26 protein-coding genes are annotated in these 24,586 nt (G+C 44.5%); 11 read left to right on the top strand and 15 right to left on the bottom strand.

Going from position 1 to position 24,586, the window contains the following annotated elements; translation table 11 throughout:
- Window positions 1-2 precede the first annotated feature (2 nt).
- Window positions 3-341: a c-type cytochrome gene (locus UCH003_RS04600; RefSeq protein WP_060826937.1), complete on the top strand. Its 339-nt coding sequence runs from the start codon at window positions 3-5 to the stop codon at window positions 339-341.
- A gap of 74 nt (window positions 342-415) precedes the next feature.
- On the opposite strand, the gene UCH003_RS13910 is transcribed toward UCH003_RS04600, so the two are convergent.
- The gene (locus UCH003_RS13910) at window positions 416-2,029 is read right to left on the bottom strand and encodes a methyl-accepting chemotaxis protein (protein WP_060825606.1); all 1,614 of its coding nucleotides are present in this window, start codon (window positions 2,027-2,029) and stop codon (window positions 416-418) included.
- Window positions 2,030-2,186: 157 nt separating this feature from the next.
- On the opposite strand from UCH003_RS13910, the gene UCH003_RS04590 reads away from it, so the two are divergent.
- Window positions 2,187-2,786, top strand: a complete 600-nt coding sequence (locus tag UCH003_RS04590; RefSeq protein ID WP_060825605.1) for a LysE/ArgO family amino acid transporter — start codon at window positions 2,187-2,189, stop codon at window positions 2,784-2,786.
- Window positions 2,787-2,832: 46 nt separating this feature from the next.
- Here UCH003_RS04590 and UCH003_RS13905 read toward each other — a convergent pair whose 3' ends face one another.
- The 3 genes from UCH003_RS13905 to UCH003_RS04580 are packed head-to-tail and all read right to left on the bottom strand — an operon-like array spanning window position 2,833 to window position 3,478.
- Window positions 2,833-2,961: a hypothetical protein gene (locus UCH003_RS13905; protein ID WP_280937466.1), complete on the bottom strand. Its 129-nt coding sequence runs from the start codon at window positions 2,959-2,961 to the stop codon at window positions 2,833-2,835.
- A gap of 35 nt (window positions 2,962-2,996) precedes the next feature.
- A complete protein-coding gene (locus UCH003_RS04585) occupies window positions 2,997-3,236 on the bottom strand; it encodes a type II toxin-antitoxin system RelE family toxin (protein ID WP_060825604.1) in 240 nt (79 codons plus the stop codon).
- Complete coding sequence (locus UCH003_RS04580) at window positions 3,233-3,478, bottom strand: hypothetical protein (protein ID WP_039672992.1); 246 nt, start codon at window positions 3,476-3,478, stop codon at window positions 3,233-3,235. Before UCH003_RS04580 ends, UCH003_RS04585 begins: the two co-directional genes overlap by 4 nt.
- Window positions 3,479-3,660: 182 nt before the next feature.
- Between UCH003_RS04580 and UCH003_RS04570 the strand changes: the two genes are divergently transcribed.
- The 7 genes from UCH003_RS04570 (at window position 3,661) to UCH003_RS04540 (ending at window position 12,959) form a co-directional block, all read left to right on the top strand.
- A protein-coding gene (locus tag UCH003_RS04570) for an IS3 family transposase (protein WP_144440965.1) occupies window positions 3,661-4,847 on the top strand; the annotation gives its coding sequence in 2 pieces (ribosomal slippage) (window positions 3,661-3,952 and window positions 3,952-4,847; 1,188 coding nt in all).
- A 591-nt stretch (window positions 4,848-5,438) separates the two neighbouring features.
- Window positions 5,439-7,832, top strand: a complete 2,394-nt coding sequence (locus tag UCH003_RS04565; RefSeq protein WP_060825603.1) for a molybdopterin-dependent oxidoreductase — start codon at window positions 5,439-5,441, stop codon at window positions 7,830-7,832.
- 2 nt (window positions 7,833-7,834) lie between these two features.
- Window positions 7,835-8,398, top strand: a complete 564-nt coding sequence (locus UCH003_RS04560; RefSeq protein WP_039673008.1) for a 4Fe-4S dicluster domain-containing protein — start codon at window positions 7,835-7,837, stop codon at window positions 8,396-8,398.
- 9 nt (window positions 8,399-8,407) lie between these two features.
- Entirely contained in the window at window positions 8,408-9,622 is a 1,215-nt protein-coding gene (gene nrfD, locus UCH003_RS04555; protein WP_060825602.1) for an NrfD/PsrC family molybdoenzyme membrane anchor subunit, read from the top strand.
- Between the two features lie 215 nt (window positions 9,623-9,837).
- The gene (locus tag UCH003_RS04550) at window positions 9,838-10,698 is read left to right on the top strand and encodes a phosphate/phosphite/phosphonate ABC transporter substrate-binding protein (protein WP_060825601.1); all 861 of its coding nucleotides are present in this window, start codon (window positions 9,838-9,840) and stop codon (window positions 10,696-10,698) included.
- On the top strand, window positions 10,682-12,154 hold the full coding sequence (locus UCH003_RS04545) for a diguanylate cyclase (protein WP_060825600.1): 1,473 nt from the start codon (window positions 10,682-10,684) through the stop codon (window positions 12,152-12,154). The genes UCH003_RS04550 and UCH003_RS04545 overlap by 17 nt, the downstream gene beginning before the upstream one ends.
- On the top strand, window positions 12,144-12,959 hold the full coding sequence (locus UCH003_RS04540) for a phosphate/phosphite/phosphonate ABC transporter substrate-binding protein (RefSeq protein WP_060825599.1): 816 nt from the start codon (window positions 12,144-12,146) through the stop codon (window positions 12,957-12,959). Before UCH003_RS04545 ends, UCH003_RS04540 begins: the two co-directional genes overlap by 11 nt.
- Before the next feature lie 17 nt (window positions 12,960-12,976).
- On the opposite strand, the gene UCH003_RS04535 is transcribed toward UCH003_RS04540, so the two are convergent.
- From UCH003_RS04535 to UCH003_RS04515, 5 genes are all read right to left on the bottom strand, one after another.
- Window positions 12,977-13,174 (bottom strand): YwbE family protein, encoded by a 198-nt coding sequence (locus UCH003_RS04535; RefSeq protein WP_060825598.1) that lies wholly within the window; start codon window positions 13,172-13,174, stop codon window positions 12,977-12,979.
- Window positions 13,175-13,307: 133 nt separating this feature from the next.
- Window positions 13,308-15,101: a DNA helicase RecQ gene (gene recQ, locus UCH003_RS04530; RefSeq protein WP_060825597.1), complete on the bottom strand. Its 1,794-nt coding sequence runs from the start codon at window positions 15,099-15,101 to the stop codon at window positions 13,308-13,310.
- Window positions 15,102-15,605 carry a PaaI family thioesterase gene (locus tag UCH003_RS04525; RefSeq protein WP_060825596.1) on the bottom strand — a complete coding sequence of 168 codons (504 nt, stop codon included), beginning with the start codon at window positions 15,603-15,605 and terminating at the stop codon, window positions 15,102-15,104.
- Complete coding sequence (locus UCH003_RS04520) at window positions 15,602-16,075, bottom strand: hypothetical protein (RefSeq protein WP_060825595.1); 474 nt, start codon at window positions 16,073-16,075, stop codon at window positions 15,602-15,604. Before UCH003_RS04520 ends, UCH003_RS04525 begins: the two co-directional genes overlap by 4 nt.
- Window positions 16,072-17,370, bottom strand: a complete 1,299-nt coding sequence (locus UCH003_RS04515) for a DEAD/DEAH box helicase (RefSeq protein WP_060825594.1) — start codon at window positions 17,368-17,370, stop codon at window positions 16,072-16,074. Before UCH003_RS04515 ends, UCH003_RS04520 begins: the two co-directional genes overlap by 4 nt.
- Before the next feature lie 179 nt (window positions 17,371-17,549).
- Between UCH003_RS04515 and UCH003_RS04510 the strand changes: the two genes are divergently transcribed.
- Window positions 17,550-18,380 carry a PhnD/SsuA/transferrin family substrate-binding protein gene (locus UCH003_RS04510; protein ID WP_060825593.1) on the top strand — a complete coding sequence of 277 codons (831 nt, stop codon included), beginning with the start codon at window positions 17,550-17,552 and terminating at the stop codon, window positions 18,378-18,380.
- Window positions 18,380-20,314 carry a diguanylate cyclase domain-containing protein gene (locus UCH003_RS04505; RefSeq protein WP_060825592.1) on the top strand — a complete coding sequence of 645 codons (1,935 nt, stop codon included), beginning with the start codon at window positions 18,380-18,382 and terminating at the stop codon, window positions 20,312-20,314. The genes UCH003_RS04510 and UCH003_RS04505 overlap by 1 nt, the downstream gene beginning before the upstream one ends.
- Here UCH003_RS04505 and UCH003_RS04500 read toward each other — a convergent pair.
- The 6 genes from UCH003_RS04500 to UCH003_RS04475 are packed head-to-tail and all read right to left on the bottom strand — an operon-like array spanning window position 20,301 to window position 24,552.
- Window positions 20,301-21,521, bottom strand: a complete 1,221-nt coding sequence (locus UCH003_RS04500; protein WP_060825591.1) for an ArsS family sensor histidine kinase — start codon at window positions 21,519-21,521, stop codon at window positions 20,301-20,303. The two genes, UCH003_RS04505 and UCH003_RS04500, sit on opposite strands and share 14 nt — an antisense overlap.
- Window positions 21,521-22,195: a response regulator transcription factor gene (locus UCH003_RS04495; protein ID WP_060825590.1), complete on the bottom strand. Its 675-nt coding sequence runs from the start codon at window positions 22,193-22,195 to the stop codon at window positions 21,521-21,523. Before UCH003_RS04495 ends, UCH003_RS04500 begins: the two co-directional genes overlap by 1 nt.
- Window positions 22,192-22,569: a Spy/CpxP family protein refolding chaperone gene (locus UCH003_RS04490; RefSeq protein ID WP_060825589.1), complete on the bottom strand. Its 378-nt coding sequence runs from the start codon at window positions 22,567-22,569 to the stop codon at window positions 22,192-22,194. Before UCH003_RS04490 ends, UCH003_RS04495 begins: the two co-directional genes overlap by 4 nt.
- A gap of 4 nt (window positions 22,570-22,573) precedes the next feature.
- On the bottom strand, window positions 22,574-23,674 hold the full coding sequence (locus tag UCH003_RS04485) for a cytochrome b/b6 domain-containing protein (RefSeq protein ID WP_060825588.1): 1,101 nt from the start codon (window positions 23,672-23,674) through the stop codon (window positions 22,574-22,576).
- Window positions 23,671-24,126, bottom strand: a complete 456-nt coding sequence (locus tag UCH003_RS04480) for a hypothetical protein (RefSeq protein ID WP_060825587.1) — start codon at window positions 24,124-24,126, stop codon at window positions 23,671-23,673. The genes UCH003_RS04485 and UCH003_RS04480 overlap by 4 nt, the downstream gene beginning before the upstream one ends.
- A gap of 9 nt (window positions 24,127-24,135) precedes the next feature.
- On the bottom strand, window positions 24,136-24,552 hold the full coding sequence (locus UCH003_RS04475) for a DUF1924 domain-containing protein (RefSeq protein ID WP_060825586.1): 417 nt from the start codon (window positions 24,550-24,552) through the stop codon (window positions 24,136-24,138).
- Window positions 24,553-24,586 lie beyond the last annotated feature (34 nt).

Raw genomic sequence — 24,586 nt, 5'->3', positions numbered from 1 at the left:
CGATGCATGTCATTTCTTGGGGATTGATCTCTTTGTTAAGCGTCTCTTTGTATGCCGCCCCTAGCGGCGAAACATTGTTTCAAGGCAACTGCGTGACATGTCACGACTATACGAAAACCCTCTCCGCACCTGCGATAAAAGAGATACAAGCACGTTACAAAAACGTGTTTCACACAAAAGAAGCTTTCGTGTCGTTTACGGTACGATGGTTAAACGCCCCTGATGCGAAGCGTGCGATTTTACAAGATGCGGTCAAAAAATTTGAGCTTATGCCGACCATAGGCGTCGACCAAGAGAGCCTTGAAGCGATCGCCGAATTTCTGTACGACGGCTCTTTTTAAAGCGTTTCTTAAAGCGCAAACGCCATCGTTAACGCCCTCACGGTTGCTTCGGCGTTAACGAAAAGGGATAAAGTTTAAGCGGTTTTAAATTGTGCGAGGGTATCGCTGAGGTTGGATGAGAGTTTGGAGAGGTGTTCTGCCGCACCTGCGATCTCTTCGACGCTTCTGGCATTGGAGCTTGAGAGCGTATTGATCTCACCGATTTTTTCGATTACGGCAGATTTAATGAGCGTGACGTTGGCATTGGCATTGCGTACGACCTCTTGCGTTGCTTGCGTACTTTGCTCCAACATTCCCACCGCATCGTTGGTTTGGATCGTGACTTGGTTTGAAAATTCGCTAAGCTCATGAATACGTTTAGCGTTTTGGTTCATTTCGCCGCTAATGTCGCCGATAGACTGGACGATAACATTGACCGTGGCGTTGGTCTCCACAAGGCTTTTTTGCGTGCGTTCGGCAAGTTTGCGTACCTCATCGGCAACCACGGCAAATCCACGCCCGTGATCTCCCGCACGTGCCGCTTCTATGGCGGCGTTAAGGGCTAAAAGATTGGTCTGATCGGCAATGTCTCCGATAACGTCTAAGACCGACCTCACTTGTTCGGCTTCGCCGGCAAGATGGTTCAGTCGATCGTTGATCGTCGCTTCCGCTTCCGCCGTTTGACTCAGTTGCGTCAGCGTTTCATCGAGCAACGCTTGCGCACTCAGCAAGCTTTTGTGTGCCCCAAACGTAATTTCTTGAACGCTATGCGACCGCTCGCTGGCATCACCGATGGCTTTGGCAACTTCTTGGGCGTCGTTGGTGGTTTCAAAAACGACTTTGGCTTCTTCTTCGGCACGCTTACCGATTTGCAAGCTCGTGCTTGAGAGTTCTTCCGCAACGGAAGCGTTTTCAAGAGCGTTGCTTTTGGCAAGATTCAGTGCGGTAGCGACGTCGGCGATTAACATGTTAATGGCGTTCATAATATCGTTGATCTCGTCTTTGCTTCCCGTATTAATCCGTACACTTAAATCTTTACTCGTTCGCATCTGCTCACAGGCGTTTTTGGCATGATAAACGGACCGTTTGATAGAGCGGGTGACAAGAAAAAAGATACCGACTACAAAAAGAGAAATAATCCCCAAAGAGAGCTGCGAGGCAAATTTGTTGGTATCTAAACGCTCAAAGTTGTTGGTTTTAACCGAAGAAGCTAAATCGTCTAGTTTTTCGACCAGTACGTGAAACATTTTGCTGCTTTTTTGGTAGTATTCATCGAGCTTTTTAGCATCTTCGGGGAAGGTTTGCGCAAACGCTTCGTCATAAATTTTCACGCCGTAAGTACCGAAAAGTTTCATACGCGGCACGTTGATCTCATGCCACTCGACGAGCAGGCTTTTGAGCGTTTCAATACGTTTATGGTTAGAAGAACTCATCAAAATCGTCTTAAGCTCATCCAAATCAGCCAAGAGCTTTTGGTACGTTTTTTCGTAATTTTCGAGATTTACCGGCTTAAAATAGATCTGATAATCGCGTTGCTGAATGCGCAATTCCAATGTTGCATTTTCGATCTCGGCAATCGTCGTTAAGCGAATCGCCGCCATTTTGGCATCGTTCGCCTCCTTGATAATCTCATATCCGATGGCACTAAATCCTAAAAAAATGATCGCCAGTAAAAAGACGAGCTTGTGGTTAATCGTCGCTAAAAACATAATACCCTTTCAATTGTATTCAAAAAGTACAATAGCAAAACTGCGTAAATTATACGTAAATATAAAAGGAAAATGAGGAAATACCTTAAAACTAAAGAGTCAAAATTTTTAGAGAGGTTTGGTTATAATCCATCAATTTTTCCCAAAAGAGCCCTTTATGAACGCATTTATTTCCGGTTTTAGTCTCGGTTTTTCTCTGATCTTAGCCATCGGAGCGCAAAATGCTTTTGTGCTCAAACAAGGCATCAAAAAAGAGCATGTGTTTGTCATTTGCTTGATTTGCGCGCTTTCCGACGCTGTTTTAATTTTTGCGGGCGTTTTTGGTTTTGGGTATTTGGTAGAGCAGTTTCCCGCACTGCAAACGGTCGCGAAGTACGGCGGTTTTGTGTTTTTAGTGACCTATGGGTTGAAGAGTTTTTACACGGCATGGAGCATGACGCATGAGCTAAACCCTCTCGACCAACCGACGGCATCGCTTTTGAAAACCGTCTTAATTGTGCTTGCCTTTACGTGGCTCAACCCGCATGTGTATCTTGATACGGTTATTTTACTAGGCTCCGTTTCGACTAAATTTGGCTCGCTTGCTCCGATGTTTGGCTTGGGGGCGATGAGTGCGTCGTTTGTTTTCTTCTTTTCGTTAGGATACGGAGCGAGGATTTTAACCCCTCTTTTTCAAAAGCCGCTTTCATGGAAGATTTTAGAAGTGCTCATCGGAATCATCATGCTTTCTTTAGCATGGATGCTTTTGGGATTGTAAACGAAGGATATAACGTCTGAAAACGTTATATCCGTGCAAAAGAGGATTAAGATTTCAATTGATTTAACTTAGCGTTGAGGCTTTCCGCCAATTTTGAGAGGTGATCTGCCGCGCTTGCGATCTCTTCGACGCTTCTGGCATTTTCACTCGTTAGAGCGTTAATATTGGTTACCATAGAGACGATTCTATCGGTATCGGAGGTGGAAAATCTTATTTGTAAATATCCCCTCGACTATCGACTTTTAAAATTTTGATTTCAATGTCGTCCATGTAAAAGAGAATGCGATATTTAGAAACCCTCAATCTAAAAATGGGTGGTATGTCATCACCCGCCAATCGTTTGACATCACCTTCTGGTAATTTTACAATCGCATCATAAATGCGCTTTTGTAAAGTATGGTCATATTTTGAAAAGCTTTTTTCAAATGTCTTGGAGAATGATATTTTCACACATTATACTTTTTAGCAAAATCATTTTGATCTGTAAACGTATCTGAATTCAAGATGTGCAAAACATCTTCTTTGTCTTTGGCATCTAAAATCAGAGCTGCTTTATCTTTGGAATTTGATGTTTTAAAATAAACTTCCAAGCTTTCACGTAAAATTTGAGAAATAGATTTTTTTTCTATAAAACCAAATGCCCTTGCTTGTTCGTAAAGCTCTTTATCTATGGTTAAACTGATTCTATGCATCCTAATACTCCTTTCATGATGTAGTGATGTATAAACATCATTATAACACATAATAAATTAATGATTAGTCATATGGTGAAAGGTGGAAACTGTCCCCTTTATCCTTTCTTGGTTTGATCTGGCTACACTAAATGATACACAGAGATGATAGAATTTCTGTAAATCATAAAGAGGATAAACGTATGTCAGGGAGAGTACAAAGATATACCCAAGAATTTAAAGATTCAGCGATACAGTTGGCATTAAACAGTGAGAAATCTGCGATGGTAATTGCCAAAGAGTTGGGGATGAGTGAGAAGACTTTATATGCATGGTTACGTCAATATCGTCAGAAGCATCATTTGGAATCTCCAATGATTGTACGTTCTTCAATCAACCATCATGCCAAAGAGAGCGTGGAAGAAGAGAACAAGCGCTTGCGTAAAGAGAATGCCCGTTTAAAGATGGAAAGAGATATCTTAAAAAAGGCAGCGGCGTTCTTCGCAAACGAAGCTCATTGAAGTACGCCTGGATCAAAGAGCATTGCAACGAATTCAATGTTGCATCAATGTGTCATATATTAGAGGTATCAAGGAACTGTTATTATCGATGGCTTCGTATTGAAAAACAAGAAGATACTTTTTTAAATACGATGATCAAGGATATTTTTCTTGGAACCTATCAAACCTATGGCACGCGTCGTCTAAAAAAAAGACTTGAGCAACTCTATGGCTTGATCGTTTCTCGTAGACGAATTGCAAGGATTATGAAAAAATTAGGACTCAGTTGTCGCAATAAACGTCGTTTTAGAGTGCTTACCACCAATTCCAATCATACGTATGCCATTGCCCCTAATCGAATACAACAAGACTTTTATACATCAACGCCCGATCAAATGTATGTGGGCGATATCACCTATATTCCGACACAAGAAGGGTGGCTGTATTTAGCGGTTGTAATTGATTTATATTCGAGAAGAGTCATCGGGTGGTCTATGGATACACATATGAGTTCCATGCTTGTCAATGATGCTTTATTTATGGCACTTAAAAAGCGTAATCCTCCTCATGGTGTTATCTGGCATACCGATCGCGGCAGTCAATATGCTTCTGATGCTCACAAAGCCTTACTTAAGGAATATGGCATCGTTCAGAGTATGAGTGCTAAGGGAAACTGTTACGATAATGCTGTTGCTGAGAGTTTTTTTCACTCGCTAAAAACCGAACTGACACATCACATGAAATTTGAAACAAGGAGCCAAGCCAATCAAGCAATATTTGAATATATTGAAGTGTTTTACAATAGACAGAGGTTACACTCAAGTAATGGCTATTTATCTCCGGTAGATTTTGAAAATAGATACTTGTTACAAAACAACATCAGTGCTTAGACATTTTCTTTTCTGTGTATCATAAACTGTTGACAGATCAATAGTTTTCTGTACGGGCGAATATTATAAAAGTTAAAAGTTTAGACCTGACCCCTAGATTTCTCTATTTGAAATTAAGGGGTCAGAATTAAGGGGTCAGGGCTAAACTTTTAACTTTTAACTTTAACATAGGTTTACATGTAAGAGATTTACTTTTCAATAAAGAAAGCATTTTATTCCTTAAAAGCGATGAACGCGCTTTTGTAAAGCAACGATTTTATCTATTTTTGGAGGAAGCAAAAGAAGGAAGGCAAAAATAATAACGAAATTTTATCACACTAATCTTACAATATTATTATTTATAAGACTTTTTCTGAGCAAAACAACATGTAAGCCTCTCTTTTTTATAGCTTCATTTCTCTTGAAATACGCTCTCTAAAAAATTACTTATTATAATAATTTAATTTTAATTGACTTATGTTAAGGATTTTTTTGAGTCAAACTGTTACTATGGTGCATCATTTTATAAATTAATGAAAATTATTTTATAAAATAATAACTATGGCCTTACAATCGATTCAAATCGTAACATAAATCTTTGAAGGAGTCCCATTGGAAGTAGAAATATCTCGTAGACGGTTTTTACAAGGAAGCGTTGCTTTGAGCATTGTTGCGACAAGTAGCACTTTTGGCGGTACAAAGCCGCAGGACAATACGCACATGCCCGCTAACGCTTACGGCATTACCAAAACCTCCACCGGCGGTATCGAAATACCGACTTTATGCGAAGTATGCGTCAACAAATGTGCCCTCCTCGCACGAGTTGAAAAAGGCGTTGTGACCAAACTCGACCCAAACCCTTTGTTTCCAAAGTCGAAAAATATGCTCTGCCCGCGCGGTAATGCCGGCATTCAAGCCCTGTACGATCCGGACAGGCTCAAATATCCTTTGATTCGCAGCGGAGAAAAAGGCTCAGGCAAATTTAGACGTGCGTCATGGGCTGAAGTCAATACCTATCTTCAAGAAAAGATCGTCACGATTTTAGACGAAGAAAAAGATAACCGCTCTTCCTTTTTATTTTGTGCCGGAGAGGGTATGGCGGAACATACCTTCAAAACGTTTTACCAGCTTTTCGGCTCTTCCAACTGGCTCAACCACGCTTCTTTATGCCTTCAAACCGTTGTTTCGGCTTACGGTGTTACTTTAGGTGCTTATCCGTTTGCCGATTTGCAAAACGCCCAGTACGTGATTATGGCGGGTGCCAATCGTGCGGAGGCGATCGTGACGCCCGACTCGACGGAGCTTTTCAAAAAAACGCAAGGCCGAGGTGCTAAATTGGTCTATATCGACCCTCGTTTTACCAATACCGCCGCCAAAGCCGACATGTGGCTACCGATCAAACCCGGAACCGACTTGGCTTTCGTTTTGGCGTTAACCTACGTCGTCATTCAGGAAAAAATGTACAACCTTGCATACGTCGAAACCTATTTTTCGGACTTTGAAGCGTATGAAGAGCATATTTTAAGCCATGAGTACACCCCCGAATGGGCGGAAAACATTACGGGAATCAGTGCCAAACAGATTCGGGAAATCGCACGCGAATTTATGCTCTATGCGCCCAAAGCGATCTATTATCCCGGAAGGCGCAGTACGTTTTCGCAAAGCGATTTTCAGCTCAGACGTGCGATGGCTCTGTTTCAGGCTTTAAGCGGCGGCATCGATACGAAAGGCGGGCTGATTTTCGGAAAAAATCTTCCTTTAGCCGAACACGAAGTCTCAAGCCCGATTTACGCCCAAGCAAAATCGCGTGCGATCGCGCGTAAAAAGAACGTCAAAAAAGGCGAAAGCGGTTATGAAGATTGCGCGATTATCTCCGGAGGCGGATCGTGGATCGGGTGGCGAAACCGCTTTTTGGAAGGAAAAATGCCCTATCCCGTTAGAGGTGCCTTCGTCTACAAACACAATCCCGTTTTAAATATGCCCAATAGTGCTAAAAGCATCGAAATGCTTAAAAAAATGGACTTGGTCGTCGTCATTGATACCATGCCGAGCGATACGGCGATGTATGCCGACGTGATTTTGCCCGAATGTACCTATTTGGAGCGTACCGACCCCGTGGTCTCTTTCGCGGGAGCGGAACCTTCGATCGCTCAAAGAAACAAAGTCGTCGATCCGATGTTTGAAAGCAAACCGGTCCGCGAAATTTTAAACGATCTGAGTCACATGATAAGCAAGCCGCTGTTTGACGTGACGAAAAAATACGACGAAGACGTCCAAGCCGCTATCGAAGAGAGCTCGGAAGAAGAAGTTTATGCGGATTTTGACATCTCTAAAGCGTTTGAACATTCGCAAGAAGAAGCCAATCAAGCGGCGGTCGCGAAATACGCGGGTGCCTATGAAACCTTGTGCACGAAAGGGGTTTTTTATCCCGAGATGGAACGTCGCTTTAAAGCCATCAACGCCAATGAATTTCAATACTACCCCGAAAACGAAAAAGCCTATAGCGTTCAAAACGGCAAACCGAAAACCGCTTCGGGAAAAATCGAATGCAAACTCTCAACGATGGCGGAACAAGGCGTAGACGCAATGCCGACATGGCACGAAGCGTTTGCCTTTAGCGTACCTGAGGGAAAATTTAGACTGATTACGGGACGGCACGCACAATTTACGCAAAGCGGAACCGCCAATAACGCCATGTTGCGGGACTTGATGGACGAAAACTATCTTTGGATCAATGCAAGCGTCGCCAAAAAGATGAAAATTCGTTTCGGCGATACGGTCGAAGTCTCCGGTAAAGTCGGCAAAACGCGCCTTAAAGCGTATCCGACGGAAAAAATCGGACACGAAGTCGTCTTTTTCGTGCACGGATTCGGAAGCGAAAGCTCAGCTTTAACGCTTGCTTACCGACAAGGTGCCAACGATAACGCCCTCATCGAAGATATTATCGAACCGGTATACGGCTCTTCGATCATGCACGAAACCAACGTCGAAATTAAAAAGGTGTAATCATGGCAAAGTACGCAATGATCTTAAACTATAAAAACTGCATTAACTGTAAAGCGTGCGAAGTCGCCTGTAAGGAAGAAAACGGAATCGAACTGGGAGCTAAAGCGCATCGCATTTGGGTCGGTACGTATGAGATCGAAGGAAAATACCCGTTTTTGAGCATTCCATCCAGCACGTTTTACCCAAGCCAATGCCAACATTGCGCCAATGCGCCGTGTGAAGAGGTTTGCCCGACGCATGCAACCTACTACGACAAAAACGGCGTCGTTCAAATCGACGCGCAAAAGTGTATTTTGTGTAGTTACTGTATGGTCGCATGTCCGTATGACGCACGCTACGTCGATACGCGCACGATGAGCGTCGATAAGTGCAATTTTTGCAGCGATACGCGTCTGGCGCGAGGGCTCAAAACCACGGCATGCCAAGCGACTTGCCCGACCAAAGTACGCATCTTCGGCGATATGGAAGATCCCAACAGCGAAGTTTCGCACATTCTTCGCACCAAAGAGCACTTTACGCTTAAAGCCGGTATCGGTACGGAACCGAGACTCTTTTACATCAAATAAGGAACACGCATGTTAGATCATTTGATTCCGCATAAAAGCATTACGTTACGATCCGTTTTCGATTTTGAGAGAACCCCGTTTAATCTCGTTATGGCACTGACGACCCTGCTTCTTTTGGCGGCGTTTGCGGGAGGATTCGTGCACTATTTGATGCACGGACACCACGCTTACGGCGTTACGAGAGAGCATCCTTGGGGATTGCTGATCGCGATGTATATCTTTTTCGTCGTTTCATCGACGGGACTTTGCATCATCTCCTCGTTAGGGCATGTTTTTCATATCAAAAGCTTTGAATTTATCGGTAAACGCGCCATTTTCGGTGCGATCATTACGATTGTTTCGGGCTTTGCGGTGATCGGCTTAGAGATCGGTCATCCCGTGCGTATGGTCATCTACAATACCCTCTCGCCCGGTTTTTCTTCCGCGATTTGGGGTATGGGCGTCTTGTACTCCGTGTATCTCTTTTTGATTATTTTAGAGTTTATCTTTCTTTCGCGCGACGATCACAAATGGTCGCGTATTTTCGGTCTTGGGGGCTTGTTGGTCGGCATTGCGGCACACTCCAACTTGGGGGCCGTCTTTGGCTTTTTGATCGGAAGACCTATGGCAAACGGCGTTTTTTATCCCGTTTATTTTATTTTATCGGCGATGATTACGGGGTGTTATCTTTTGTTTCTCATGTACGGCTACAAATATAAAATGGTTTTTAACGACGAGATGCAAAAGTTTTTAATGCACTTAGGGCGGCTTTTGGGATTGCTCATCGCGATTCTCGTCTTTTTTGAATTTTGGCGTTTTTTAACGGCGATTTACGGTAACTTTCCCGAGCGTGCCGAAACGGCGTTGCACATCTTAGGCTCGTTTAACTTCTGGGTCGGCGAAGTGCTTTTGGGTATGGCGATTCCTTTCGTTATCATTTTATACAGCAAAGCCAAAGCACTTAAAGCGATGATCTACGCATCTGTTTCGGGCATGATAGGCATCTTTTTTATGCGCTACGATCTTGTACACGACACGCTTGTCTATCCGATGCAAACGATGAAGCTCAAAGAGTATCAACTCGCACCTTCATGGGTAGAGTATATGCCGACGATGACGGAATGGGCGATTGCGTTTGGAGGGATCGGCATCTGTTTAGCGTTGTATTACGTCGGCGAGAATTTCTTCTTTCTAGACCCGAATGAAGACGACGCGTATTTTCAAAACTATCAAGAAGAGGCTTAATCACGCGTGAGATCGCAATCGTAAAATCGCGTGCGTTTAGCGTTTGACATGTAAAGCGTTTAAGGTCGTTTTGCCTTAAACGCTTTCTTTTAAAACTTCATTTTTAGGTATATTTCAGAAAGGTTACAAATCCATTTGGGTTTTATTTTTCTTCTAGTCTATTATGCTAAAATAATACCTACTTAGTAAACTTTTTCATCACGCAGCAGGAACCTATGCTTTTTAAATGCATTTTTATCGGTCTTCTTTTTTTCTCTTCTTTGCAAGCCAAAGAGTATACTTTTGCGACCTATCCCTCTAACAACCCCGAAAAAATCATGCGCGCTTTTGCTCCGTTGATGGAGTATTTGAGCGCAAACACCCATGACACGTTTAAAATCGTCGTGACCAAAGATTACGATGAGCTCTTTTCACGCATCGAAGAAAAAAGTGTCGATTTTGCGTGGGTCAATACCAAAAGCTTCGTGCTTTTAAAAGAGAAAAATCCCTCGGTGCGCTACCTCGTAACCTATTTGGAACACTCCAAAAATGGGCAGATTACGCCGTATTATCAGTCCTTTATCGTCACGCTGAAAAGCTTACATGTAAACGCACTCGAAGAGGCAAAAGGCAAGCATTTTGCTTTTACCGACAAAGATTCGACCTCAGGGTATGCCTACCCGATGCTGATGTTAGAAGAGCGCCACATCAACCCCTACACCTTTTTTCAAAAAGTCTTTTTTCTCAAAAAACATGACAAAGTGGTCGAAGCGCTCGTCAACCACTCCATCGACGTGGGAGCGATGTCCGATGGAACGTACTACAATGCGCTAGAAAAGTACGGCGATCAATTCACCATTCTAGCCGCCTCAGAGCCGATCCCACTGGATGCCATCGTCGCATCAGCCCATGTCTCGCAAGATGAGAGCAAACGCATCGCAATCTTACTGGAGCAAATTCCCATCGACTCTGCAATCAACAAAGCCTTTGAAGAGTTTTTAGGCTGGGAAAGCGCGGGATTTGTCCGCAAAGATGAACGCTTTTACGAACCGTTTAAGCGCATTTTAAAAGCACGCATCTATGAAACTGTACAATAAAATCCTCTTTCTCACCCTTGTTCAGTTGGGAGCTATCTTTAGTTTCGGAATTTATCAAATCCAGTCTCTTTACGTGACGCAAAAAGCGGCGTTTGACCAAAAAAACCTGATCCAATCGGAGATGATTCAAAAACGTTTTGAAGAAAAGTTGGATCAGCTTCAAAAAACGGCACAAATTCTCATCAACTCGCAAGAGGTCATCACAGGCATCATCAGTAACGACACCGACATGCTCTACAACTGGAGCAAACTCTTCCTCTCATCTTCGGCACATAAAATCCATTTCATTGATCTGGATGGAACGATCATCAGCCGTGGTGAGTCCGAGTTTCGATTTGGAGACGATGCGTCCAAACGCTTTTACGTACAACAAGCACTTCAAAATGACACCTTTTTAGGCATCGATAAAGTCGACGACAAAGAGTGCCTCATCTTCGCCAAACGCATTAAACAGTATGGGGAAAGACCCATTGGTCTGATCAGCGTTGCGCTCATCATCGATGATGATTTGCTCTCTTCCTTGGTGCAAGGCACAACGATGAACATCGCCTACCACTCCGAAAACCAAACGCTCTCTGCGATCAAACATGAAACGCTGAGCAATGCATCGTCCTTACATGTCATGCTTCAAGCAGGCAGTATCAAAGAGGCAAGCTTTACCATTGGGCTGGCATCCGAAGATGAACTTCAAGCCCTGAAAGAAGCGCGTACCAATTTTTTCGTGAGCATTGGCATAGCGTTGATTTTATTTGTATTGGCGCTGCATTTTACCCTCTTAAAACACCTCAAAGAGTACAAATCACTCTCTCAAGTGCTGATCGATTTTTACGAAGACCGCTTGGACATCAAAGAAGTCGGCACGACGATCAAACATACTACCAAAGAGCGCTCGACGCCTGAAGTGAAAAAAATCGCTGAAGCACTTTTCAATATGAGCCAAAAAGTCGCCGAAACACAAGATGCGCTGGAACATCTAAGCTCCACCGACCAGCTTACTTCTCTTTGGAACCGACGCAAACTCGAAGAGTGTCTGGAGCAGAAGATTAAAGAGAGTGAGCGAGGAAGCTTTTTCTCTGTGCTGATGATCGACATAGACCGTTTTAAAACGATCAACGATACGTGCGGGCACGAGGTGGGCGATCATGTCCTAGAAGTCACAGCGCAACTGATGCGCCAAAGCGTTCGTACCAGCGATATGCTAGGGCGTTGGGGTGGCGAAGAGTTTTTACTGATTCTGCCACAAACCGATCTTGTGGGCGCTTGCGTGATTGCTGAGCAAATGCGTACCAACGTCAAAGAGCACGTCTTTGAGCGCTACGACCGTACGGTTTCCATGAGTTTAGGGGTTGCAACCTACCACGCAGGCGACACACCCAATGCGATCTTAAAACGTGCAGATACTGCGCTGTACCGCGCTAAAAATAACGGAAGGGATAGGGTTGAACATGAAGATTAAAAACCTCATTAGCATCGTGCTGTTATGCTGTACCTGTTTGTGCGCTAAAGACCAACTCGTCTTAGGCGTTAACCCTTACAAAACGACGCCTGAACTTCAAGCCATTCACGCTGAATTGATCGCGTACCTTGAAAAAGCTCTCGATAAAGAGATCGTTTTTGTTGTTTCCAAAGATTATAACCAGCTTATCACGCTGATTGAGCAAGGCAGTGTGGACATGGCGTCTATTTCACCCAAACTGTTTGCGATGTTGCGTCAAAAAGAGGTCAATGCCGATTATCTAGGAACGATTCAGTTTGCAGACACCCAAACGCTCAAACGCAGCACCTACCGTAGCTTGATCCTCACGCCAAAAGAGAGTAGCGTTAAAACACTTGCCGATCTTAAGGGAAAAAGCTTCGGCTTTACCGACGTTGACTCCACTTCGGGCTATCTTTACCCGTGTTTTACGATGCGCCAAAACGGCATTGACCCGAGTAAAGAGTTAGGGAAAATCTACATGTTGAAAAAACACTCCAAGATCATCGATGCCCTTTTGGAAAAGTCGATTGACGCGGGAGCAGTGTATGATGGTATTTACCGTGCGCTGCCCGAAGAGACGCAACGTAAGATTCGTATTTTAAGCACGTCCGAAGAGATCCCCTACGATGCGATGATCGCCTCAGGGCATCTAGACCCAGCCCTTGTAGCGAAGATCAAAACACTTCTTTTAGCGTTTCACTCTTCCACCAACACGCAAAGCAGTATCGCGGGATTTGAAGAAAAGCCGCTGTTTTTATACGACCGTTTACTGCATTTGGAGTAAAACGCTTTGACATGTAATTAGAGGATGATCTCTTTCACCCGCCCGACTTCGCCGCTTTCAAGCCGCACTTTGATGCCATGCGGATGGTTGGCAGAGTTGGTGAGGATGTCTTTGACCACGCCTTCGGTTAACTTGCCGCTTCGTTGATCTTCTTTGAGCACGATCTGTACGCGCACGCCTTTTTTGATGTTACTTCGTTGTTGCCCTTCATTCATCGTTTATCCTTTACATGTAAGCAATAGATGTTTTGCATAACCCTATTTCGAGACGGTTGTTCACGATGGGTACCCCAAAGCTAAAGCTTTGACCCATCGGAACAAAGTCTCTCTTGCGGATTATGCAAAACATCTATGAAATCAGCGTCGCACAACGCTCTAAAAAAGCCTCACCGTAGCGCTCAAACTTCACTTCGCCCACACCGCTGATCTGAAGCATCGCCTCTTTATCCAAAGGCAATTTCTCCGCCATCTCTTTAAGCGTCTTGTCGCTAAAGATGACGTAAGGCGGCAAGCTGTTCTCTTTGGCGATCTCCAAACGTAACGCGCGCAACTGTTCAAACACAGAAGCTTCAAACGCACCGCTGAGTCTTTTTTCCACTTTTTTAGACGCCCTCTTTTTCTCTTCCAACCGTTTGGCATGAATGCTTACATGTAAACGCTCTTTGAGGATTTTTGCACCGTATTCGCTGAGGCTCACCACGCGGTATTCGCCTACATTGAGCGCTTCAAGCTCCAGCAACCGCTCAGCGATGCTCAACCACTGCGCCCTGCTTCGCTCCTTGCCGATACCAAAAACCGACAAGCTCTCATGCCCATTGTGTGCGATTTTCTCACTAGAGGAACCCTGTAAAACATCGACCACATACGCAAGCCCAAAACGCTGACCTGTACGGTACACCGCCGATAAAAACTTGAGCGCCTCTTGCGAGATGTCCACACTTTGGCGTTCGCCCTCGACACAGTTATCACACCGCGTTTTACATGTAAGAATCGCATCGTCAAAATAACGCGCGATCTGTTGATGGCGACACACTTGCGAGGTCGCAAATTTGGCGATGGCGTCTAACTTTTCGTACGCTACTTTTTGGTACGCGGAAGCGGGCTGTTCGCCGATGCGACGCTTGTGTTCTACGATGTCGGATGCCGAGAAGAGAAGCAGGGTCGAAGAAGCAAGCCCGTCACGCCCCGCTCGCCCGATCTCTTGGTAGTAATTTTCGATGGTTTTTGGCAAAGACATGTGCGCGACAAAGCGGATATTACTCTTATCGATCCCCATGCCAAACGCCACGGTTGCCACCACCACGTCGATCTCATCGTTTAAAAACGCTTGATAGGTCGCATTTTTTTCTTCACTTGAAAGTCCCGCATGGTACGGCTTGGCAGAAATGCCACGGGTGTTTAGAAACGAAGCAAGACTCTCGGTCTCTTTGCGGCTTAGCGTATAGACGATGCCGCTCTCATGTGCAAATGCTTTTAAAAAATCAAGCAGTTGCTCTCGCCCGTTGCCGTTTCGATACGCAGCGCTGATGTGCAGATTGTCCCGCTCAACTTTGGCACGAACGATCAGAGGATTTGATAGTCTCAACTGATGCACGATGTCCTGCTCGACAAGCTTCGTTGCCGTCGCGGTAAATGCGGCAATGGGTGTGTTTGGGAAGTAGTGTTTCAGGCGAAAGAGCTGCCTATAATCTTCCCTAAACTCATGCCCCCACTCGCTCACGCAGTGCGCTTCGTCGATGACAAAAAAGTTGATGGAAAGCGTTTGCAAAAAGTGCAAAAATGACTCGCCTTTTAAACGCTCAGGTGCCACATACAAGAGTTTCAGTTCACCCTTACGACACGCCTGCATGCTTTCATGGATTTCATCGGCTGATTGCATCGACGAGATCATTGCCGCTTTAATGCCAAAGGCGGAGAGTGCGGTGATCTGGTCGTGCATCAAGGCTAAAAGCGGTGAAATCACTACACTAAGACCGTCCATCACCAAAGAGGGAAGCTGATAACAGAGCGATTTTCCAGCACCCGTGGGAACGATCATCATCACATCGTGCCCCGCTAAGATCGCATCGACCGTCGCTTCTTGGTTGGTGCGAAAACTACGGTGTCCAAAGACGCTTTGAAGTATTCGGTATTTTTTCTCCACCTAAACGTCTATCTCGTCTCGATCTTTTCCATCGCTTTCAAACCATTCATCTTCGATAAAATCGTTCTCAACGATCTGTGTGACACTACGTTTCATGTAGCGCCCCGTTGCACTGACCGCAACTTCACCGTCCGGTAAGATCAACTCTCCCGTACCTTCAAAAATGCGCCCTTTATCAAGCGTAATGCGCCCGACGACTTTGAGTTCGACATCCAAAGGAACGGGTTTTTTGTATTTGACGTTTAATTCGATCGTCATACCGAATTTATCTTGTCCGTAGTGCGCCATAATCGCCCTACCGATCGTTTCGTCCAAAATGGTCGCCGAGATACCGCCATGCAATATGCCGGGGTAGCTTTGAAGGTAGGTATGCGGCGTAAAATACGCCACAACCTCTTTGTTCTCCAGCTCGTAAAACTTCGTTTTCAAACCAAAAGGGTTTTCAATTCCACAGACCAAACAGTTTTTTGAGATGTGCTGTTGGTTCGTTACTTTAAACTTCATTTCCCCGCTCCATGCACCTTTTCAAGTTCTTTGCGCACTTTGGAGTAGAGTTTTAGATCAACGATTTTATAACTTTTGAGCAAGCCATCGAGCAATGCGGCGTCGAGTTCGTTTTGATCGTCTTTGTTCTCAGGAACGATCTTGTCTTTCACGCCACAGTTGTTGCAAAAATCGTAAAGATAGGTCAGATCAATCTGATAATCCAAACGGTGCGTTAGTTCGTTTTTCAGCTTTCGCGTCTCGTTCATGATGACAAACTCTTGCTCGCTAATCGTCTTTAACGCTCGTAGCTCCTCTAGCAATTTAAACTGTGTCATACTGCGAGACGTTCCAGGGATCAACACTTCGGCGACAAACTCATAGTACGCTTCGACCGCCAAAACCATCACATAGAGGTTTTTCCCAAGGGGATTTTCTTCTTGCTCGATAAACTCTTTAAAATAGTGCAATTTTTGCATTTCAACCGTCATCTCTTACTTCCTTTATCCTTGCCTTGCGCTTGCTTTTTCGTTTTGGTTTTGTGGTACGCTTCACGTTTTTTCTGAATGGAGACAGAGCGTTTATTGGCTTTTTCATACTCTATTTTTGCCTTAACCGTCCCTTTTTTCGCCTCTTTTTCCAACTGTTTTTTGGTTTCGAAACCGGCATAAAATTCGATGTTAATGGCATATTTTAAAATCTTTTCGATCTCTTTGAGCTTTTGCTTTTCTTCTTGAGAAACCAAAGAGATAGCACATCCCTCTTTTCCGGCACGTCCCGTACGTCCCGCGCGATGCACGTAATCTTCCGCGTCGCCGGGCAATTCGTAGTTAATAACATGCTCCAAATCTTCAATATCGAGTCCGCGGGAAGCAATATCGGTAGCGACTAAAACGCGAATCGCATTTTCCTTAAACGCCTTAATCGCTTGCGAACGCTTTGCATGGGCTTTATCGCCGTGGAGCACCAAGGTTTTCAAACCGCTCTCTTCCAAATAGCGTCCCACTTCGTCCGCACGTTGTTTCGTTTTGGTAAAGACTAAGACTTGTTGCCAGTTTTTTGAGCCGATCATATACGCAAGCAGTTCGCTTTTTCGCTCTTGATCGACCAAATAGACGGTCTGCTCGACTTTTTTGGCAAAATTGCCTTGATTGTTGATAGCGATCTTTTGAGGTTTTTTCAAACTGATCTCGCTCAAACGTTTCAGCGATTTGGTCATACCGACCGAAAATAAAAGCGTTTGACGTTTTTTGCTTATCAACGATAAAAGCAGTTCGACCTCATCCCAAAAACCCATATCCAAAATACGATCGGCTTCATCAAAAATAAGCACTTCCACGCGCGCAAGATCGATATTGCCGAGCTTGACATGTTCGAGCAATCGTCCCGGCGTCGCGATTAAAATATCCGTACCTTTTTCCAATTTTTTCGTTTGAGGCGTAAACTTGACGCCGCCGTACACCGTACAAATCTGCAACGACGTGTATTTACCGTACGCTTGAATGTTTTGCCCGACTTGCGACGCCAATTCGCGTGTCGGAACTAAAATCAACGAACGCGTACTCTTCGGAAGCGTCGCTTTTTGGCTTTTTTTCGTAAGAATTTCTAAAAGAGGCAGGGCATACGCCGCCGTTTTTCCCGTACCCGTTTGGGCGGTTACCATAACGTCTTTTCCATCAAGAACGATCGGAATGGCTTTTTCTTGAACGGGGGTCGGTTTAAGATAGCCTAGTTCGTCGATCGCTTTTTGAATCACGGAAAGTAAACCGAGTTTTTCAAAGACCATCTGTTTCCTTTGTACAATTAAGATAATCTTTAATTGTACCTAAGTTTTATTGAAAGTTACTTTTACGTTTTGATCGTACCTAAGAGCTATCATTAGTTGGATTTTTTACTAATTATTAAGACTTTCTTTATTGTTCCTTATGTATGATGTATGTCGAGATTTTAGAAAAAGATGAATCCATGCGATGGATTTATTACATCGGTTTGATATCGATATGCGCTCTTCCTTTGGAAGCGAGATCACTTATTTTTGCCTCTTTGCCCTATAAAAACAACACCGGTATCGTAGAAGATTTTGCCCCGATGTTTCGCTATCTCGAACGCGACCTCAATCGATCCGTAGAGTTTCGGTTTGAACCCTCTTACCAAAAATTGATTGCGGATTTTATCGACGATAAGATCGATATAGCGTATATGGGACCTTTGCCTACGCTTGCTTTGATGAAACAAGATGCTTCCGCCCTCCCCGTCGTAACCTTTAACGACGCTAAGGGCAAAAACGGCTATCGTTGCGTTTTAGTCAAATTTACGCCTGACATGTTAGAACTTGAACACCCCCAAACGCTTAAAGTTGCCCTCACCGAGCCGCTTTCAACCTGCGGCTATTTTTCAACCGCTCCGTTGGTGCAAACATACGCGAACGCACCGCTTTCTACGATGCACTATCGCTATATTCATAAGCACGATGAAGTCGCTCTTGCCGTTCTTCGCGGCGAGTTTCATTTGGGCGGGATGAAAGAGAGTATCGCCGAGTCGTACCGATCGCTTGGCTTGGAGATCATTGCTTATTCGCCTATCGTTCCGAGCTTTGCGCTGATTTTAAATACCAAAACGCTCTCGTCCGAACAGATCGAAGCGATTCGCACGCGCCTTTTAAATGCTCCCGCCAAAGAGTATGCTTCGTGGGGAAAAGAGATCTCTTGGGGTGTTCAAGCCGTGCACCCCGATACGTACCGTCATATGCAATTGTTTTTCGACATGGAAAGCATCCCTCAAGAAGGGAATTTTTGATGAAGCAGATAGTACCCGCCCTTGCTCTTTTATGCACGTTGTATCTTCTCTTTTTTCTTAATAGTTACGCCGTGAAAGAGCGGGAAATTCAGATTATTCTAGACGGTAAAAATCAAAGTTTGGAGTCTTCGTATAAAGCGGTCACGCAGATGTATCGCATCTCGATTGAAAATTATTTTAAATACGTCATTATGCAACCGCGCGTCATCGAAATTTTACGCCGATCTTTACATGCATCTGAAGAGGAAAAAGCACTCTTACGCGGAAATTTGTACCGTTATTTGTACCCGCTTTATCAGCAAGAACTCGTCACTCACGGTATTCGCCAACTGCACTTTCACACCGAAAAAGGCGAAAGTTTTTTACGGTTTCACCAACCCAATGAAAACGGCGACCTCTTGATCGACGTTCGGGCGACGATCAAAAAAGCCAATGAAGAGCGCACCTTCGTTTCCGGCTTTGAAGGCGGACGTATTTATCCCGGATTTCGTTACGTCTATCCGATCGTCGATCAAGGGACGTTTTTAGGAACCGTAGAACTTTCGCTTTCCTACGAGCGCATCGTTGCCGAACTTTCGAAACTTCTCAACGCACAACACTATCTTTTGCTACTCAATAAGGAGACGACGACGGACGTCGTATTTGAAAAGCACCGAGACCATTTTGTACCGTCGATGATTTCCGAGCGTTTTATGATCGAAAATCCTTCCATTTCGTCTTTAAGCGATCAAGCCTTAAAATCGCCCTTACTGATACACATCAATACGCTGCTTCGCGACAATCCGCGCGTACAAAAGTTGCTTGCTCACAATCAATCGTTTTCGATTCCTCTAGTGCTAGAGCACCAAGGATACAGCATCAATTTTTATCCTATTTTTGCGATCGACAATCGTCTCGGCGGATACGTCACGACTTACGATTGTGCACCCGAACTCGTCGACATTGAAAACAAGTACCTTACGATCTATCTTTTGGGCTTTATCACGCTTACGATTTTAACGTTTGGACTTTATCTTCTTTTAGTACAGCGCAAACGAATCGTCCTTGAAAAAATTCAATTTGAAACGATCGTGACCTCTACCGTCAACGGCGTTATTCTTCTCACGAACGACGGAGCTATTCGCTTCGTGAATGCCGCAACACTCACGATCTTAGGGTATCGTGAAATCGACATGTTGGGGAAAAACGCGCACCGTTTGATTCATGTGCATCCCCAATCGTTAGATCAAGTACCCTGCCCTATCATCGAGAGCATCGCGCATCAGCGTTCCTATGTCGGCGAAGAGCTCTTTCGAACGGCGCAAGGAGAGCATATTTTCGTACATGTCAATTTGACGCCGTTTATTCAGGAAAACCGAAGTGTCGGTTCGGTGATGATTTTTCGAAATATTACCGAAGAGAAAAAAGCCAAAGAGACGATCGAGCATTTAGCCTATTACGACTCCCTAACCGAACTTCCCAACCGTAAGCTTTTGTTGGATCGCTTGAATTATACCGTGGCGATGTGTGCACGCTCGCATGAATACTGCGGCTTATTGTTTATCGATTTGGATAATTTTAAAAACCTCAACGATACTTTAGGCCACGAATACGGCGACGTTTTGCTCCAAAAAGTCGCCAAACGTCTTCAAAAAACACTGCGTCATTGCGATACGGTCGCACGTTTCGGCGGCGACGAATTTGTCGTTTTGATTACGCAACTCGGATTGAACGAACATCCATCCAAAGAACAACTACGCCGTATCGCGCACAAAGTTCTCAAAGAATTTTCTAAACCTTTTTCTTTAATCGATTGCGACTACGAATGTTCCGCCAGTATCGGAGGAACGCTCTTTTGGGATAATTCCAAAACGATCAACGACATTCTCAAAGATGCGGATATTGCGATGTATGCGGTCAAAAGAAGCGGTAAAAACAAAATTAATATTGCTTAAACACGATTGCGTACGTGTAGTACCCTTCACGGTAATCCTGCCGTAATGAAAAGCCGTGTTTTTGGAGAATTTTCTGAACGATGCTAAGCCCAAGCCCAAATCCCGTACCGTCTCGCGCATCATTGCCTCTCACAAACGGCTCGCAATAATACGCTAAAGGACGACTCAAAGCCTCGCCTTGGTTTTTGACGGCAATCGTACGGTTTTCCACATCGATCACGACAGGCAGATGCACGGCATATTTGAGCGCGTTGTCGATAAGGTTTTTTAACGCAATTGCGAGATAATTCAAATCGCCCTCGATCGTAAAAGAGTCTGCGATACGAATTTCCAAAAGCGATTCATCCTCGATCATCAGTTTGGTCAGTGCCTCGGAAAGAAGCGTCTCGACTTCAAAACGCTCCGTTTTAAATTCCGCCATATTTGCACCCAAACGCTCGATTTGCAAAAGTTCGTTCGTAAGTCGATCGATTTGAAAAATCGCTTTTTGGAGAATTTTTTGATGCGGATTTGAGGGCATCATTTCCAATGCCAATTTTGATTTGGCTAAGGGTGTTCGTAGCTCGTGCCCGATGTCGCGGAGCAAGCGTTCCCGTGAACTGAGCAGATTTTCGATATTGGACGCCATTGCGTTAAAACTCTCCACAAGCCGCCCAAGCTCGTTGGAGCCTTGCTGCGACATTCTGACATGTAAGTCCCCTTCTCCAAAACGCTTCAAGGTTTGCGTCATCGTTTTTAACGGCAGTAAAAGCTTCGCGATCAGAAGGAAAATGACGACGAGCAGTGCTACGTCCGCATCGATGAGATAGCCAAGGCGCGCTTGTTGGTCAAAATACTCTTCTTGATTTTTAACGCGTACGAGCAAAGGTTCGTCCAAATAGCGCAACAAAAGCGTATAGTAACCTTGGGCATCCTCATAGATTTTCATTTCGCCAAAACTACTTTGTTCTTCGTATATTCGACGTGCTTTTTGTTCGTAAATATCGTACGCAACGCTTTCAAAACCCCAAGCATCGAGCTTTTTTTGAAAAGCGACCATATCGTTGTTTGCCAAATCTTTAAAGAGTTCGTTGCTCGCTTGAAGGTATTTTTCCCTGAGTAATGCTTCGATATTGGTTTTGGCTAAAGAATGCGTCTCTTTACCGACAAAAAACATAACCGCGAGGCTGGCTAGAAAAAGCAGTAAAAGTTTCGTAAAAATCGACATCAATGCACCAACTGGTAACCCACGCCCCACACCGATTTGATGTACTTGGGATTTTTAGAATCATCGCCGAGTTTTGCGCGAAGATTGCTCACGTGCATATCGACCGTTCGGTCTTTGGAACTATATCCGATGCCGTTAATGGCGTTGAAAAGCGTTTCGCGCGAAAAAACTTTTCCGGGGTGAGACAAAAGCAGGTGCAACAGATCAAACTCGATTTTGGTCAAATCCAAAGCGTAACCCTCTAAGGCGATTTGCATTTTTTCCTCATCAATCTCGAAATCGCCGATTTTCTTTTTACTTTTGAGCGTTCTTCGAAGGGCGGAATTGATTTTTAACACCAACTCTCTAGGCTCATACGGCTTGGCGAGATAATCATCCGCACCGAGTCCGTATCCGAGTATTTTATCGCTCAGTTCATTGCGCGCGGAAGAGATGATGATGTACACCTCTTCATTCAACGCCCGTAACGCTTTGCACACGTCAAAACCGTCCATTTGAGGAAGCATCAAATCCAGTACGATCAGTTGAATCTCTTGAGAATGTGCTTTGACGTACGCAAGTGCTTCTTTAGGCTTATCGATCGCGACAACCTCGAAGTCGTAGTTTGTTAAATATTCTTTGATAAGAGATTGCATCTCCAAATCGTCTTCGATGAGTAAAATTTTCTCGCTCATTCGACCTCCCACTCGTCTAAATTACGGGCGAATTTTTCACGCTGTGAGGGCGTTAGGATAGCGTGCATTTGCAGTAAAAAACGCGTTTCGATTTGCGATGCTTTTTGGGATAAAGAGGTTTGCAAAGCAACTAAAGCGCGCTCGTCAAGTTGCTTTTCACGAAACAATCTCTCTTTGTGTTTTTCGACGCTCTCTTTTTCGTCGCGAAAGGCTTTAAGCTCGTGTCGATACGCTTTAACAATCTCTTTAACGTCGTTTTGTTGTTCAAGACTCAGTTCCAAAGAAGACAGATCTTTACTCAAATGGTGTTTTTCATGCCCGTCGGCAACACCTAAAGTGACCATAATCAGTAAAAACGCTACGATTCGTTTCATCGTTTTAGCCTTTAATATCCCTGTCGTTAATCGAGCCTTGTTCTATCATCGGATGACACGCCTTACAGTTGGAAATTTTACCGATTTTAGGGTCGCTTGACGCTACTTTTTCGATTCCGTGGTGGCGTTTTTTCCAAAACGACGTTTGCGTAATGCTCTTGGGCATTGTATCATTTTTGAGACGCGAGAGCATATACACGGCGGCTTCTTTGGTAGCGTGTTCGGCACTGTTATCGTCTAAAAAGGCTTTAATTGACTGCATCGTTGCGGTCTCTAGCGAGGCATCATCGCCGAAATGATTGTCCAAAGAGGCCATCATCTCGTCCCACGAGGTTTTAGGCAATAAAAACGGCGGATAAAGCATATGACAGCTGCCGCACTCTTTCGCAAAAGCGGGGTGGACTTTGGCATAATCCACCTTCGGGTTGTTATCGGCTAAAAGCAAAGCATTGGGCGAGGCTAAAAGATAAATCAGCGCAACGACAGTCGCCCCCAACCACAACACTCCGAACGCTTTTTGAAAGAGACTGAGCTGAACGCTTTGCCCCTCTCCCTCTTTATAGCCGTCCACCATAGAGCGTAAAATCAGTTTGGAATGAAGCAATCTATCCAATAAGGCTCCGGCAATGTGTGCGAAAATAAGAAACATCAACGCGTTGGCAAAAAATTCATGCACTTCTTTAAAGAGTTTCATCTTCGCAAACCACGTGTGATTCAAAAAGGAGGCGATGCCCATCCCCTCTTGCGCGCCGTACGCCAAAGCACCGGTAACAATACTCAAAAATAGAAGCACCATCATCCCGACAATTGCATAACTGGATGCCGGATTGTGGCCGATATAGCTTTTTTTCGCGCCGAAAACGCTTAACATGTACGTTTTTAAATCGGCGATTTTGAAACTAAAATCTTTAAATTTCGAGTAGGGAATATCCAAAAATCCCCACACGATACGACCCAAAAAAAGCACGCCGATCGCATAGCCTAAAGAGGCATGAATGGAAAGCCGCCGATCTTCGTCGCTACTGAGGTATACGCCCAACATCAACACCATTGCCAAAAGATGAAACACCCTTGTGTAGAGGCTCCAAACAAGTATTTTTTTCATTCCCATCTCCCGTAATTGGGTATCACGATAGTACGCTCGCTATAATCGCCCTGTTCGGCCTTGGTATGACACGCCGCGCATTGACTGAGCGATTTGACTTCCGGTTGGTCGATAAGACGTTCTGGAATGCGTCGGTGTTCTTTGATAAAATACGGCGATTGCGAAATGCGCATCGTCGTATTGCCTTGCGTTAGTTTACTATTTCCCGCGTTTTGTGTCACGTACGTTACAATAGCATCGTGCTCTTTTTGGGAGAGCGACGCATCGGTTCCAAAGTGGTCTTTCAAACTTCCCATCACCTTTTGCCAACCGCTCGCGTTTAAAAGTGCGGGTTGATACCCGAAATGACAACTCGCACACTCTTTTTGGTACAACGCATCGGTTGCCGCAGGAACGTTTTTTGCCCACGACATTGAGGCTAAAACCAAACAACTTAAAATAATTCGTTTCATCGTTTTTCCTTATTGGTTGATCAAATAGGTTAAAACGTCGCCTTTTTCAAGCGCGCTTCCCTCACGATTGTAAACGTCGTTAAAATTGCGACGCAACCATTTTTGCACTTCTTCAACGTCGGTGAGCCTTTGCGCATTGGCTGAAGGAGCTAAAGGAGCGATGGTTTTATTGGTATTGACATTGAGTCCCGTCGCTTTCAAATCACTCTTGTGACACGTCGTACAACTCATCTCTTGAGCTTTTTTTCCGATATGTTGACTCGTAAAAATGCTCTCGCCTCGTTTGGCGTCAAACCTCTCAAAAGAAGCATCTTGGGCTTTGGCCTCTTTTTCAAGCTCATTCATATAAGCTTTCATCGGCGCATTAAAATCCTGCGCAAGCAGTATAACCGCACTGCACGATAGCATCAAAAATATTTTTTTCATTACAACTCCTCGGTTTTTATATTGAAATGTTAAA

It is taken from the genome of Sulfurospirillum cavolei (genome assembly GCF_001548055.1).
GTDB lineage: Bacteria > Campylobacterota > Campylobacteria > Campylobacterales > Sulfurospirillaceae > Sulfurospirillum.
This window is presented reverse-complemented; position numbering and strand designations above follow the sequence as displayed.